The following is a 13,546-nucleotide window of genomic DNA, read 5'->3' on the forward strand; positions in this document are numbered from 1 at the left end:
ATCAGCCGAGATCGAGCGCCACGAAGCGGTTGCCGTTCTGATCCTGGATCTGGAACAGCGCCTTCTTGCGGCCACCGGCCTTGGCTTCGTCGATCACCTTCTGGATATCGGACGCCGACTTGACGTCCTGGTTGTTGACCGACGTGATCTTCTCGCCGTTCTTCAGGCCCTTGTCGGCAGCGTCGGATTCGGGATCGACCGAGGTGATCTGCACGCCGTTGCCGTCGTCAGCCGGGGTGACCACGATGCCGAGCTTGTCGAGCGTCTGCTCGGCAGGGGTCTCCGGTTCCTGGGCGCCATTCTGGCCGCCCATGTTGGGATCGGCGGAAGCAACGCGGTTCTCATCCGGCAGCTTGCCGAGCGTGACCTTGACGCTGATCGACTTGCCGTCGCGCCAGACCGAGAGGTCCACCACCTTGTTGGGCTGCATGGAGCCGATCTTGCGGGCGAGCTCCTTCGGCCCTTTGATCGGATCGCCATCGACGGCGGTAACCACGTCGCCTTCCTTCAGGCCGGCCTTGAAGCCCGGCGAGTCGGCCTGCGGCTCGTTGATCAGGGCACCGGCGGCTTCCGCCAGGCCGAGGGATTCGGCGACATCCGCCGTCACCGGCTCGATCTTGACGCCCAGCCAGCCTCGGGCGATATCGCCGCCCTTCATGAGCTGGTTGACCACATCCTTGGCAACCGAAGCCGGGATGGCAAACGCGATACCGACATTGCCGCCCGACGGCGAGAAGATCGCGGTGTTGATGCCGACGACTTCGCCCGAAAGGTTGAAGGTCGGGCCACCGGAATTGCCGCGGTTGACGGCAGCGTCCACCTGCAGGAAGTCGTCATAGGGGCCGGCGCCGATATCGCGGCCAAGTGCCGAAACGATGCCCGCGGTCACCGTGCCGCCAAGGCCGAAGGGATTGCCGACGGCGACGACCCAGTCACCCACGCGAACCTTGTGTTCGTCGGCGAAGGAGACATAGGTGAACTTGCGCTTTTCCTTGTCGTCCACCTTCAGCACGGCGAGGTCGGTGCGCGGATCCTTGCCGATCAGCTTGGCATCGAGTTCGGTACCGTCGGTCATCACGACGGTGAACGCCGTGCCGCCGTCGATCACGTGGTTGTTGGTGACGAGATAACCGTCTTCGGTGATGAAGAAGCCGGAGCCCTGCGACGTCGGACGCAGGCGGGGCTTCATAGGCCTGTCGGCACGGCGGTTGTCGCGATTCCAGCGATCGTCATTGCGCTGGCCGGGCATCTGGTTGCCGAAGCGCTGGTCGCCCTCGCCGAACTCACGGAAGAAACGCTTCAGAGGATGATCGTCGGGGAGGTCGTCGAACCCGTTCGGGCCGCCGAAATTGAAGGACATGTCGTCGTTGACCGGGTTGGCGCGCGACTGGACGCGGACCGAAACGACGGCGGGGGTCACGGCGGCAACTACATCGGCGAAGCCCGGGACCTGCTGGGCTTCGATCTTGACGGGGGCCGCAAATGCGCTGTGGATCGCCGGCATGCCGGTAATGGTCACGGCGACGGCGGCACCGGCGATGGTGCCTGCCTTGAGGAGAGAAGAGACGTTAGCAAACTTGCCGATCATGTCACATTTTCCTTCGATAGTGCCGGAGCATCGGTGCAACCGGCGAATTCGTTCGATGGGAAAGATGTAGAGCCGGGCACCTTGCGGCAATGTTTCCGGAGAATGAAAAATTGGTAATGTATGCAGCCGATTATTTTCCGGATCGGTCGGCCAGAATCGCGTCCAGTGCCTTTTGTTCGTCTTCCGACAGCGGTGCCGCTGGAACGGGGTGCCTGCGCCGGGCCGACTGACGGAAAATCACCACACCGCCGATCACCAGCAGCGCCACGGGCATGCCCCACAGCAACACCGTATTGAATCCCAGCGGCGGCTTGAGCAGCACAAATTCGCCGTAGCGGGAGACGAGATAGGCGAGCACCTCGTCGTCCGTATCGCCCGCCGTCAGCCGTTCGCGCACCAGCACGCGCAGATCCCTGGCGAGTTCGGCATTGGAATCGTCGATCGACTGGTTCTGGCAGACCATGCAGCGGAGTTCGGCGGAGATCGCACGGGCACGCGCTTCGAGCGCGGGATCGGCCAGCACCTCGTCGGGATTGACCGCAAACGCCGGGGTCAGTGAGGCAGCCAGCAAGATCAGAGCCACCAGGATCGTCCTCATTCGGCCGCCCCCAGGACAGGCGCAGCCTTTGGCCGCCGCGTGGGCGCGCCGACCCTCAGCCGGCGATCCGACAGCGAAACCACACCGCCAGCCATCATGACCAAGGCCCCGCCCCAGATGCAGAGGATCCAGGGCTTCCACCAGATGCGGACGACGAGCTTGCCGTCCTCGGTCTTGTCGCCGATCGAGATATAGAGCTGGGAAAGCCCGAAGCTGACGATGCCCGCCTCGGTCGTCGGCATCTGGCGCGCCGGATAGATGCGCTTGGCGCTGTCGGTCTCGGCCTGCACCACGCCGCCGGTGAGAATCGAGAAATGAGCGGCATCCTCGACATAGTTCGGGCCGGCGCGCACGCTTTCCCGGTCGAAGCGGACGGAATAGCCTCCCGCCTCCACCGTCTGGCCGGCCGACATTTCCAGCACCTGCTCGGTCTCCCAGCTCGTTACCAGCACGACGCCGAGGACCGTTACGCCGAGCCCCGCATGCGCAAGCGCTGCGCCGAAGGCCGAGCGCGGCAGGCCGATCAGCCGCCGACTACCGTTCGAGAACCCGGCGCGGGCGAAACCCGCCCTGCCCCAGAGATCGGTCAGCGCGCCGAAGATCAGCCAAAGCCCGCCCGCGACGCCGAGCGCGGTCAGCATCGGCCCATCGCCACGTGCGATCCAGATGATGATCCCCAGCGCAAGCGACAGCACGAAGGCGAGCCGCAACCGGCTGGCCGCCGCGACCATATCACCCCGTTTCCAGGCGAGCAGCGGCCCGAAGGGCAGCACCGCGATGAGCGGCACCATCAGCCAGCCGAATGCGATGTTGAAGAAGGGCGCGCCGACCGATATCTTGTCGCCGGTCAGTGCTTCCAGCAGCATCGGATAGAGCGTGCCGGTCAGCACCGCGCCGGTCGCAACCACCAGGATCAGGTTGTTGAGTACCAGCGCCCCTTCGCGCGACACAGGCTGGAACAGCCCGCCGGGCGCCAGCGAACCAGCCCTCAGCGCGAACAGCGCAAACGCCCCGCCGATGAAAATCGCAAGAATGCAGAGGATGAACAGGCCGCGCGACGGGTCCGACGCGAAGGAATGCACGGAAGTCAGCACGCCCGAGCGCACAAGGAACGTGCCGAGCAGCGACAGCGAGAAGGCGAGGATTGCCAGCAGCACGGTCCAGATCTTCAGCGCCTGGCGCTTTTCCATCACCAGTGCCGAGTGCAGCAACGCCGTGCCAGCGAGCCACGGCATGAAGGAGGCGTTCTCCACCGGATCCCAGAACCACCAGCCGCCCCAGCCGAGCTCGTAATAGGCCCAATAGGAGCCCATGGCGATGCCAGCGGTAAGGAAGGTCCAGGCGAGCAGCGCCCAGGGCCGCACCCAGCGCGCCCAGGCCGCATCGATCCGCCCGTCGATGAGGGCGGCGACCGCGAAGGAGAAGCAGACCGAGAAGCCGACATAGCCGAGATAGAGCAGCGGAGGATGGATCGCGAGGCCGAAATCCTGCAGCACCGGATTGAGGTCCTGGCCCTCGGCCGGCGGCGGGTTCATGCCAGGAAGCCCCAACACGCGGGTGAACGGATTGGAGGTCAAGAGCACGAAGAGCAGGAAAGCCGAAGCAATCCAGCCCTGGACTGCCAGCACATTGGCCTTCAGCGTCGCCGGCAGGTTGCCGCCGAAGATCGCCACCAGCGCCGAAAAGAAGACGAGGATCAACAGCCAGAGCATCATCGATCCCTCGTGATTGCCCCAGACGCCGGTGATCTTGTAGAGATCGGGCATCTTCGAATGCGAGTTTTCCCACACATTCAGCACTGAAAAGTCCGAGGTCGCATAGGCCCAGGTCAGTGCCGCATAGGAAAGACCGACCAGCAGAAAGGTGACCAGCGCGCCTGATGTCGAAACCGCCATCAACCGCTCGTCGCGGCGTAGCGCCCCCAATAGCGGAACCGTCGCCTGCAGAAGCGCCGCAACCAGCGCCAGCGCCAGCGCAAAATGGCCAAGCTCGACGATCACTTGATGGTCTCCTTGCCCGACATGGTCACGCCCTTCGCCTTCAGCCGGTCGGCGACATCCTTCGGCATATAGGTCTCGTCATGCTTGGCGAGCACGCTGTCGGCGCGGAACACCATTGGATTACCCTGGAGCCTGCCCTCCGCCACCACGCCCTGCCCCTCGCGGAAGAGATCGGGCAGGATGCCGGTATAGCTGACGGAGACGGTCGCCAGCGTATCGGTCACCTCGAATGTCTCGACCATACCCTGCCCGCGCTTCCACGAGCCTTCCTTGACCAGCCCGCCAAGCCGCACGCGCGTTTCCGGCTTCAGCGCGGCCTTGGCAAGGTCGGACGGTACGTAGAAATAGGCGACAGACTGGCTGAAGGCGAACATGACGAGGATCACGGCCGCGCAAAGGAAGGCCACGCCGCCACCGATCAGCGCCAGTCTCTTTTGCTTGCGGGTCATTCAGTAACGCCCTCCAGGCTGATGCCCAATTCCTTGGCATCTGATATCAGTGCCTTGCCATTGTCGCTGTCGGCGGGAAAAGCCGCAAGGCCGCGCTTGAGCGCTTCCGTGGCCTTAACCGGATCCTGCAGCATCACATAAGAACGCATTAGCCGCTTCCAGCCCTCGAAATTCTTGGGGTCATCCGCGAGGCGGGCATCGAGGCTCTCGACCATGGTGCGGATCATCTGCGTCCGGTCCTCGTCCGACATGTCGGCTGCCGCCGCCACATCGTCTTCATCGGGGTTGCCGGGCGCCTTGGCGGCCTGCTCCTTCTCGGCGCGGATGCGTGCGATCTGGGCGTCGGTCACCTCGATCCAGGGTGCGGCGGGATCCGAATCCTTCTTCAGTGCCTCAAGCGCCGCAATCGCGGCGTCGGCCTTGCCATCCTGCGCCTCGGCGAGCGCCAGGTAGAACCGCGCCCTGGGATCGCCGGGCACAAGCTCCAGGATCTTGGTGAAGGCGTCGCGCGCCTCGGCATCCACACGCCCCTTGCTACTCACGACAAGCGTCTCGACGAGACCGCCATAGCGGCGGGCATCGGCGCCGAGATACTTGATTGCATTGCGCCAGGCATTCACAGACTCGGCGATCTGGCCCCGCTTGAGATAGACCGGCGCCAGTATTTCCCAGCCGCGTCCGTCCTCCGGATGCTCTTCGAGCCTGAGTTCGACGCGCCGGATCAGGATGTTGCTGTCGGGCTGCGGGCTTTCGAAGCGCGCCCTGAGCGGATAATCCGGCTCATCCGGCCGGCCGGCATGGCTATATAGCGCCATTGCCCCGGCAGGCACGACAAGACAGAGAAAGACGGCCAGCATCACCGCCTGCCGCCCGCCGAGCAACGACGACTTGCGCGGCGCATCCTGGCTCGCGGCAATCAGCCGGCGCGCGATCTCGGCCCGCGCCTGTCCGGCGCTTTCTCCATCGATCAACCCGCTTTTCTCGTCGCTTTCGATCTCGGAGAGCTGGTCGCGATAGACTTCGGCATCGTTCGGACGCGCGGCAACGTCCTCTTCCCCGCGCCGAAGCAGCGGAGAGGCGATCAGCAGCGCTGCGACCAGCGCAATCGAAATGGCGAGAATCCAGAACATATCCACGATCCACTATGTCAAAGGCGCCGACATTCCAATGACCAGGATCAAACATAACGCAAATTTGAGGCGATAAGCCGCAATTTGCTGGCGGCTATCGCAAATGACAAAACGTCAAAAAAGGCCGGACCCGCAGCGCGGGTCCGGCCTTTCCAATTCTATAACGCGATGAATTTCAGAGCGGCGTCCAGGAGCCGTTGGCATTGCGGCAGGCAGCGCCGCGCGCCAGCTTCGGCTCGGCGCCCGTCTTGAGCGTGATCGAATGGCTATACTGCCGGCAGTTCTGTGAACCGACCTGGTAGGGCACGGCCGCGATCACCTGGCCCTTCATCCCGCCGGAGCCTTCCCAGGCCACGGTCTGTCCGCTGGGCGTCGATTCCAGCACCCTGTATTCCGCCTCCAGCGCGCGCGAACGGTCGGCGGAGGAGAGCTTGATGTCGGCGATCTTGGAAACCAGCCCGCCCTTCAGTGCCTGGATATAGAAGGCGGACGGTTCCGGCTCGCTTGTCGTCGCCTCGGCCATCTGCTCGCCGGTTTCATCGAGCCTGTCCGATCCCGACGTGGTGGTGCAACCCGCCGCGAGCAGGGCGGCCAACAGCATGCCGGCAAGCTTCATGCGGCTCATGATTGCGGGATCGAGGATCGCCATTCGAATCTGCTTTGCCCCTTCAAGGCCGCGACTGCGAGACAGTCACGGTATCAACCCCATCTGCTCAGCACTGATGGCAGTATTAAGGCAGCATCATAACCGGCTTATATTCGATTCGGCGACCCTAAACCGTGCCGGCGGCCAGCGAATTGTTTCAAATCTCCCGGGCGGCGATCATCGGCAACACCAGTTCGGCCCGAAGCCCGCCGGACGCGGCGCGAGAAAGCGAGAATGCGCCCTTGTATTCGGAGACGATCTCCGAGACGATCGACAGGCCAAGCCCCGTGCCGGGCTTGCTCTCATCGAGCCTGCGGCCGCGCTTGAGCGCTTCCTTGATCTGGCCGGGCTCCAGTCCCGGCCCGTCGTCCTCGATCGTCAATTGCGCCCAGTGCCGGCGCGCGGGATCGTCGCCCGTCACGCCCTGCGGCGCGATGCGCGCGGCGATCGTGATCCGGTGCTTCGCGAAGCGGCCGGCATTCTCCACGAGGTTGCCGATCGTTTCCTCGATATCCTGCGCCTCCATGGCGAGCCTCAGGTTCTTGGGCTCGATCGAAAGCGCATATTCCTTGTCCGGATTGAGCTTGCGCATAACGCGCACCAGCCTCTGCAGCACGGGCTCGGCCTCCGTGCGGGCGAGAATGCTGTCGCGCTGGGCGGCGATGCGGGCGCGGTTGAGGTAGGATTGCACCTGGCCCTGCATGATCTCGGCCTGCGAACGGACCAGACCGTTATGCGGCGCCTGCATCTGGCTGGCATCGTTGAGCAGCACGGCGATCGGCGTCTTCAGCGAATGCGCGAGATTGCCGACCTGCATGCGCGCGCGCTCGACGACGCGGCGATTGCTCTCGATCAGCGCATTGACCTCGGTCGCCATCGGCTGGATCTCCAGCGGCAGGTTGCCGTCGAGCCGCTCGGCGTGCCCATCCCGGATCCGTGTCAGCGCCGCCCGTACCCGATCGAGTGGCCTTAGACCCACGAGCACGACGAACGCATTGAGCACCAGCGATCCGGCGCCGAACAACGCCAGCGCGAAATAGAGGCTGCGGTTGAAGAGCGCCACATCGTCGTCGACGACCTTGTGGTTGCCGATCATCCGGAAGCGGACGCTGCGATAGACAGCCTCCGGCTCGTCAGCGGAGAAATCACTGCCCTCGTCGCCGGCCTCTTCCTGCATGCTGATTTCGGCTTCGGCGACGCGTACATCGTTTCCGGCCGAGTCCTTCGTCTGGTAAAAGCGCTCGAAGCGCGGGTTGAACTGCACTTCGGTGTTGGAAGGCGTCGGCACTACGATTCCTTCCATGCTGTCGGAGGCGAGCTTGTCGGTCTTGTAGTCGCCCAGCGGCAGCACCTCCCAGTACCAGCCGCTGCCGGGCTGCTGGAACGCCAGCTCGTCAAGCGCCGGCCGGCCCTGGAGCGCCTTGGTGCCGGGATCGATCGAGACCGAGTTGACGGCCGAATAGAGCTGCGTCCGGAGAAGATCTCGCAGGTTGCGCTCGGCGCCCGCGGCATAGAGGTTGGAAATGACGAAAGCGAGGATAACCAGCCCGATCACCGACCAGACGGTGGTGTAGAGCAAGACGCGCGCGGTCAGTGAGTTGAGCCGGGCCGGCAGCGATGCCGAGAATGCGCGTAGGCGCCGGACCAGTTTTCCCTTGGCCGTCTCGGCGGTCGGCCCGCTGTCCGCGTTGTCCGCCATTATTTGCCGCCCTTGGCGTCTCCTTCGGCCGGCGGCTGCATGCGATAGCCGAGGCCCCGCACGGTCTCGATCAGGTCGATGCCCATCTTCTTGCGCAGCCGCCCGACGAACACCTCGATCGTGTTGGAATCGCGGTCGAAATCCTGGTCGTACATGTGCTCGACAAGCTCGGTGCGCGAAACCACCTGCCCCATGTGATGCATCAAATAGGAGAGAAGCCGGAATTCGTGGCTGGTGAGCTTCAGTGTCATGCCGCTGACGGTGACCTTCGAACTCTTGGTATCGAGCTTGACCGGACCGCAGGAGATTTCGGAACTCGCATGCCCCGCCGCGCGACGGATCAGCGCGCGCAACCGCGCCTGCACCTCTTCCATATGGAAAGGCTTGGTCACGTAATCGTCGGCGCCGGCATCGATGCCCGCCACCTTGTCGCTCCAGCGGTCGCGGGCGGTCAGGATCAGCACCGGCATCTTGCGGCCGGCCTCGCGCCATTTCTCGAGCACCGTCACGCCGTCCATCTCGGGCAGGCCGATATCGAGCACGACTGCATCATAAGGTTCGTTCTCGCCGAGATAGTGGCCCTCCTCGCCATCGAAGGCCTGATCGACCACATAGCCCGCCTCCTTCAACGTGTCGGTGAGCTGGCGATTGAGGTTCTGATCGTCTTCGACAACAAGTATGCGCATCAATGAATCCTGATTTCCTGAGGCCTTACCCTAACCGTCCATCGCCGCCCATTCAAGAATTGACCGGAACCAGCCTTGGTGAGACTAGCCGCGACGCGCAATGCGTTCGACAATTCGGCAGGGTGCGGCGAAAATGGTGATTTCGAGAACCGGAGCGCAGCGTACCTTCAAGTACGCGAGCACCGGAAGCGCAGAAATCGCCATTTGCAGCCCGCCCTGACGAATTGGAAACGCATTGCTAGAAGTCCATGGGAATGCGGAGTCTTATCTTTTTCGGGCGGCCATTGGCTTTCACGACGAGGACGGTGACGCGACAGATCGGCTTGCCGTTGCGCGCCGGCTGCACCGACAGCAATTCGCCGCCGGTCATTTCGAGCGCCTGTTCCACCGCGCGGTCGCAGGCGCCGCGTGCTTGCGTAACCTCAGCCTGGGGGGCATACACACCGGCGTCGGGAAGTGGCTCGGACGGGGTCACCATCAAGCCTGCCGCCACCAGCGCCGTTACCACAAACGATGTCATCTACTTTCCATATCCCTCTCGGGGATTTACCTAACTTGTGATCATCTTTAGTCGAACCACAATGAATGGCAAATGAATGTGGGGCTCCCGAGAAGTTGCCGGTTGTCGCTATGGTAATCCGTTCGTCAACCGAGCCGCTTATCGGCACTGAGGCGGCCATAGAGCGCCAGGAGCCCACCGATCGCCCCGCCGAGCGCCACGATGCCCTCGGCGAGATCGCCCTGTGCCCCCTCGTCGAGCTCGAAACCGCCGGCCTGCAGCACGCTGGCCAGGATTGCGACCAGGGAGCCCCAGACGGTCTTCGACTGGTACCAGTATTTCGTATCGATCATTGGAAAACCCTTTCTTTTCAAAAATCTAAAGTTCGATATTCGCCTCTGCCCTAATCCCCAGCGCGACCTTCCCGCCCTTCTGCCGGATGCGGAAGTTGATGGCCGTCTGCGCACCACCGAAATCGGCTGTCTCCATCGCCGATGTGTATAGGAACGATGGCGTATTGGCTGAGACGATTCTGACCGGCACTCCGCCATCAAGAATCTCGACCTGATAGGCCTCGACATCCTCATCGAGCGGAATCTCGTCGCCTTCCCAGCCGTCGGCAGCGATCCTGCTGCGCCGGACCCAGCTCAATTGAATGCCGCCACCCGTACGTGCCGCCGCCAGATGCACCGGCGAAAGCGGCGCCTCGCTCCTCACTCCACCGGCAAAACTTACCGGTCCGACGCTTCCACCGCCGGAACCCGCAGCTTCCGCGAGCCAGTTGAGCACCAGCCCCGCCTCATCAGCCTCAAGTCCGAGGCTCCGAACGCCTTCATCGAGCACAACGAAGGGCGCACCAACGGCAGCGCCGGCTGCCATCGCGTCTTCCGTACCGGCCAGCCCGCGCAGCAGGCCCGACAGTTCCCAATGGTTCTCCATCACTTCTTCGGCGTTCCGGAAGCTGATGATTTCCCACGCGCCGTTCGCGGCCCTGATCGCCGCCCGGTTCGCACCGTTGAGCAGCGCAAGCTCCGACACCGAGGAAAGCCCGCCATAGATCATCCGCACCGATATGCGGCTCGCCGCGTCGATGCGGCCGGTCACTCCACCGCCAACAGCCAATGTGACTCGGCCCATCCTGGCCGGACGCGAGAGAACCAGCCGGCGCTGGTAATTCTCGCTCTCCGGCGAAACCGACAGGACCACTCGCTTCCACGGCCGGGCCGCAACCGCCGCACGGGCAAAACCCCCGCCATCTTTATATCTGGCAAGGTCCATCAGATGCATGACCGGCGAGAAGGCCTTGTTGCCATCACGGCCGCGCCAGCGTTTGCCGGAGCGCGTATAATCCGCGGCACTGTCGCCCGAACCGGTCTGCCGCGCTTCGACTTCGCGGGTCTCGCCGTCCTCGATCCGAGCGATCATGAAACGCCCCGCCGGCCCCTGATCAAACGTGATCACATCGCCCGGCTCGTATTCCAGCGCTGTCGGCGGCAGCGAGAATCGCACCTGGCGACGGGAAAGCCGGTGATCCCGCAGCAGCCCTTCGACCACGGGTGCGGCAGATTCCTCGGGCAGCACGCCGGGCAACCCTACCCGCAGGATGCGATCATTGACCGGCTCGATCCGCCGCGAGCGCGCCGTCTGGTTCTCGTATTCGTCCGCCTCGCCCTGGAAATCGATCACCGCCTCGCTAGCGAAATCCGAGTCCTGGCCGTTCATCTCAGTCCAGCGCGGCTCGTCATCGCGGTCGGCGAACACTGATATCTCGCTGGCCGGCGCCGAGACCTGCCCGCGCGACCGGAACGTCAGAACGCCGTCGATATCCGTTAGGTCCAGCCGATAGGCCGAGACCAGCGGTTCAAGCAGCGCCCGCGCCGACGCAAGATTACCTGCGACGTAACCCTTGAGTTCGCCTGACACGCCGGACACATCGAAGTCCCTGACGCCGTGATCCTTCAGAATCGCAGCAATAACTGTCGACAACGTCCCGGCACCCAGCCGCCCGTTGAGCCAATGGCCGAGCGTCCAGTTGCCGCCATCGGCGAAAAGACTGGTGTCCTCGGGGAAGGCCGGCATGGCGCGGGCATCCCAGGCCCAGAGGAACATATGACCCGGGTTGACCATGCCGGCGGGAGCGGCATCGCTGTTCCACCATGCGTGATGCGCATCGAGAAAGCGCCGCTGTGTCGTGTCGGAGCGCATGCCGCCCGAAAAATAGGGAAGTGCCGACTCGGAGCTCTTGGCGTCGACGAAGACATTCGGCTGGTTGCCGCCGCGATCGATTGCCGGGCAGCCGAGCTCCGTGAACCAGATCGGTTTCATCCCGGCGATCCACGCCGTCGGCGTCGCGGATTCCACGCCACCGACCCGCTTGTAATGGCGGTTGCTCCACCAGCCCTCGATGTCCTTGTAGCGATAGACCCAGTGCTTGCCGGCCAGCCCGTCGCTGATCGGCGTCCGCACGCGCGCCACACGGTCGGCATTGGAGGCGTAGTACCAGTCGAAGCCCTCGCCCGACGTAATCGCCGTCATCATCGACGCCTTGTCGGCGGAGGTCCGGGCACCATCCGGCTGGGACGCGACAAAATCCTCGTCGCGGAAATCCGTCAGCGGCATATAGTTGTCGATGCCGACCGCATCTATCGCATCATGCGCCCAGAGCTGGTCGAGGTTGAAGAAGACGTTTCCCGAGCCGTCCTCAGGGTGATAACCGAAATACTCGCTCCAGTCGGCGCCATAGGTCAGCTTGGTCTTGCTGCCCGTGATGTCGCGGACATCACCCGCAAGCTCAGCCAGCTTCTCGACAAAGGGGAAATCGTTGGTGCCGTCGCGGATCGAAGTCAGGCCGCGCAGTTCCGAGCCGATGATCAGCCCATCGACACCGCCGGCGGCTTCAGCGAGTAGCGCGTAATGCAGGATCATCCGCCGATAGCCCCGGTCGGTGCCGGAATATGTCACGGCATCGCCTGACGCATCGAAATCGCCGGCCACTGCATCCCCGACGAACGCATTGATCTGACCGCGAGCTTCAAGGCTATGGTCCGGACTGCCCGGTTGTCCCGCCGAAGGATGACAGGTGATGCGCCCGCGCCAGGGATATTTCGACTGGCCGTCACCGCTGCCATAGGGATCGGCCAAGCCATTGTCTTCAGGAATATCCATCATCAGGAAGGGATAGAGAAAGACCTTCAAACCCGCGTCTTTCAAATGGCGGATAGCAGCGACGACGCTCGCGTCGTTGGGCGTACCGCCATAGGCAGGCCGGCCGCCAAGGCGCGAGATCAGGCGCGCATTGCCGCGCGTATGCCCGGCCACCTGCCAGGGCACGCTCTCGCCGTCGCGGTTATCCTTCTCCACGCCGGGCATGATTTGGCATTGATGCGCCCGCAAGTCGTCGCCGAACCAGGACACGACCAGCGCCACGCGTTCGAGATTGGGGCAGATATCCCGGAGTTCACCGATCGATGCCGTCCAGTCGGTGCCGTTCCTCAACTGATTGCGGTTGAGGAACCGCGCCTCGCCATCGCCCAGTTCCTCGGTCACATTGGTCGGGCTGTAGCCATGCTCGGTGGCGCCCGGAATGATGGTGATCGCGCGGATATCCTTCTCCAGGTCGCCGACGCGTCGGATCACCTCGAACTGCAACACGGGAATGCGATTGCCGAACCTATCGAGCGGCAGCCGCTCGAAGACGACATAGGCGAGCCCACGATAGGCCGGCGTGTTCTCGTATCCCTGCTTGGCGCCGATCAGCGGATCGGGTTCCTGATCCTCGCCGCCCCGATGGATGCGTATCTCTATCCCCATCTGGTCGAGTTCCCGCCCGTCGGCCCAGATACGCCTTATGCCGGCGATCGGCCCCTCGCAGACGCCGATGGCGAAATTCGCATAATAGCTGAACGTCTCGATCCGCGGCCCCGTCGCCTTGCCGCCCGAACGCTCCTCGGTCACCTCCTCGATGAAGCGCGTCGCCCAGATCAGCGTGCCGCCGACGCGTGCCGTGCCATAGACTCGGCTGACCGGCGTGCCTTCCTGCGCGCCGGGAATACGCGCGCTTTCGAGCGGCGTGCCCTCGACGGTCGTCCAGCCCGAAATGATGCTGCGATCGATCAAATTGCCGGCCAGCGCACCCGCCGCCCTGCCGATCATCGCGCCAACAGGCCCGAACAGCCCGCCGACAGTCGCGCCGGCAGCCTGCAACAATAGGGTCGCCATGGGGAGTTACTCCGGGGATGGGGAGGAGAGGGG

At 63.8% G+C, this 13,546-nt stretch carries 11 protein-coding genes; all 11 read right to left on the reverse strand.

All coding sequences use genetic code 11. The annotated features are described in order from the left end of the window. Position 1: 1 nt before the first annotated feature. Complete coding sequence (locus ACSQ26_RS14345; RefSeq protein WP_436009856.1) at positions 2 to 1,588, reverse strand: Do family serine endopeptidase; 1,587 nt, start codon at positions 1,586 to 1,588, stop codon at positions 2 to 4. A gap of 130 nt (positions 1,589 to 1,718) precedes the next feature. After that, on the reverse strand, positions 1,719 to 2,186 hold the full coding sequence (locus ACSQ26_RS14350; RefSeq protein WP_436009858.1) for a cytochrome c-type biogenesis protein: 468 nt from the start codon (positions 2,184 to 2,186) through the stop codon (positions 1,719 to 1,721). Then, the gene (locus ACSQ26_RS14355; RefSeq protein ID WP_436009860.1) at positions 2,183 to 4,186 is read right to left on the reverse strand and encodes a heme lyase CcmF/NrfE family subunit; all 2,004 of its coding nucleotides are present in this window, start codon (positions 4,184 to 4,186) and stop codon (positions 2,183 to 2,185) included. The genes ACSQ26_RS14350 and ACSQ26_RS14355 overlap by 4 nt, the downstream gene beginning before the upstream one ends. Continuing rightward, positions 4,183 to 4,635 carry a cytochrome c maturation protein CcmE gene (ccmE, locus tag ACSQ26_RS14360; protein WP_436009862.1) on the reverse strand — a complete coding sequence of 151 codons (453 nt, stop codon included), beginning with the start codon at positions 4,633 to 4,635 and terminating at the stop codon, positions 4,183 to 4,185. Before ccmE ends, ACSQ26_RS14355 begins: the two co-directional genes overlap by 4 nt. Further along, positions 4,632 to 5,765 carry a c-type cytochrome biogenesis protein CcmI gene (gene ccmI / locus ACSQ26_RS14365; RefSeq protein WP_436009864.1) on the reverse strand — a complete coding sequence of 378 codons (1,134 nt, stop codon included), beginning with the start codon at positions 5,763 to 5,765 and terminating at the stop codon, positions 4,632 to 4,634. Before ccmI ends, ccmE begins: the two co-directional genes overlap by 4 nt. Positions 5,766 to 5,940: 175 nt before the next feature. Next, complete coding sequence (locus tag ACSQ26_RS14370) at positions 5,941 to 6,414, reverse strand: hypothetical protein (RefSeq protein ID WP_436009866.1); 474 nt, start codon at positions 6,412 to 6,414, stop codon at positions 5,941 to 5,943. 154 nt (positions 6,415 to 6,568) lie between these two features. Next, positions 6,569 to 8,110 carry a sensor histidine kinase gene (locus tag ACSQ26_RS14375; protein WP_436009868.1) on the reverse strand — a complete coding sequence of 514 codons (1,542 nt, stop codon included), beginning with the start codon at positions 8,108 to 8,110 and terminating at the stop codon, positions 6,569 to 6,571. Next, entirely contained in the window at positions 8,110 to 8,796 is a 687-nt protein-coding gene (locus tag ACSQ26_RS14380) for a response regulator transcription factor (protein ID WP_436009870.1), read from the reverse strand. Before ACSQ26_RS14380 ends, ACSQ26_RS14375 begins: the two co-directional genes overlap by 1 nt. Before the next feature lie 238 nt (positions 8,797 to 9,034). Continuing rightward, positions 9,035 to 9,316, reverse strand: a complete 282-nt coding sequence (locus ACSQ26_RS14385; protein WP_436009872.1) for a hypothetical protein — start codon at positions 9,314 to 9,316, stop codon at positions 9,035 to 9,037. A 125-nt stretch (positions 9,317 to 9,441) separates the two neighbouring features. Beyond that, positions 9,442 to 9,648, reverse strand: a complete 207-nt coding sequence (locus ACSQ26_RS14390) for a hypothetical protein (RefSeq protein WP_436009874.1) — start codon at positions 9,646 to 9,648, stop codon at positions 9,442 to 9,444. 25 nt (positions 9,649 to 9,673) lie between these two features. Continuing rightward, positions 9,674 to 13,513, reverse strand: a complete 3,840-nt coding sequence (locus ACSQ26_RS14395) for a baseplate multidomain protein megatron (RefSeq protein ID WP_436009876.1) — start codon at positions 13,511 to 13,513, stop codon at positions 9,674 to 9,676. Positions 13,514 to 13,546 lie beyond the last annotated feature (33 nt).

Origin of the sequence: Rhizobium sp. LjRoot254, assembly GCF_964254105.1 — a bacterium.
In the GTDB taxonomy this organism is placed as follows: domain Bacteria; phylum Pseudomonadota; class Alphaproteobacteria; order Rhizobiales; family Rhizobiaceae; genus Rhizobium_E.

Bases quoted from the DNA above. Each gene is read 5' to 3' on its own strand.
- ccmI (WP_436009864.1), bottom strand. From the start codon at position 5,765: ATGTTCTGGATTCTCGCCATTTCGATTGCGCTGGTCGCAGCGCTGCTG.
- ACSQ26_RS14350 (WP_436009858.1), bottom strand. From the start codon at position 2,186: ATGAGGACGATCCTGGTGGCTCTGATCTTGCTGGCTGCCTCACTGACC.
- ACSQ26_RS14390 (WP_436009874.1), bottom strand. From the start codon at position 9,648: ATGATCGATACGAAATACTGGTACCAGTCGAAGACCGTCTGGGGCTCC.
- ACSQ26_RS14375 (WP_436009868.1), bottom strand. From the start codon at position 8,110: ATGGCGGACAACGCGGACAGCGGGCCGACCGCCGAGACGGCCAAGGGA.
- ACSQ26_RS14385 (WP_436009872.1), bottom strand. From the start codon at position 9,316: ATGACATCGTTTGTGGTAACGGCGCTGGTGGCGGCAGGCTTGATGGTG.
- ACSQ26_RS14380 (WP_436009870.1), bottom strand. From the start codon at position 8,796: ATGCGCATACTTGTTGTCGAAGACGATCAGAACCTCAATCGCCAGCTC.
- ACSQ26_RS14345 (WP_436009856.1), bottom strand. From the start codon at position 1,588: ATGATCGGCAAGTTTGCTAACGTCTCTTCTCTCCTCAAGGCAGGCACC.
- ACSQ26_RS14370 (WP_436009866.1), bottom strand. From the start codon at position 6,414: ATGGCGATCCTCGATCCCGCAATCATGAGCCGCATGAAGCTTGCCGGC.
- ccmE (WP_436009862.1), bottom strand. From the start codon at position 4,635: ATGACCCGCAAGCAAAAGAGACTGGCGCTGATCGGTGGCGGCGTGGCC.
- ACSQ26_RS14395 (WP_436009876.1), bottom strand. From the start codon at position 13,513: ATGGCGACCCTATTGTTGCAGGCTGCCGGCGCGACTGTCGGCGGGCTG.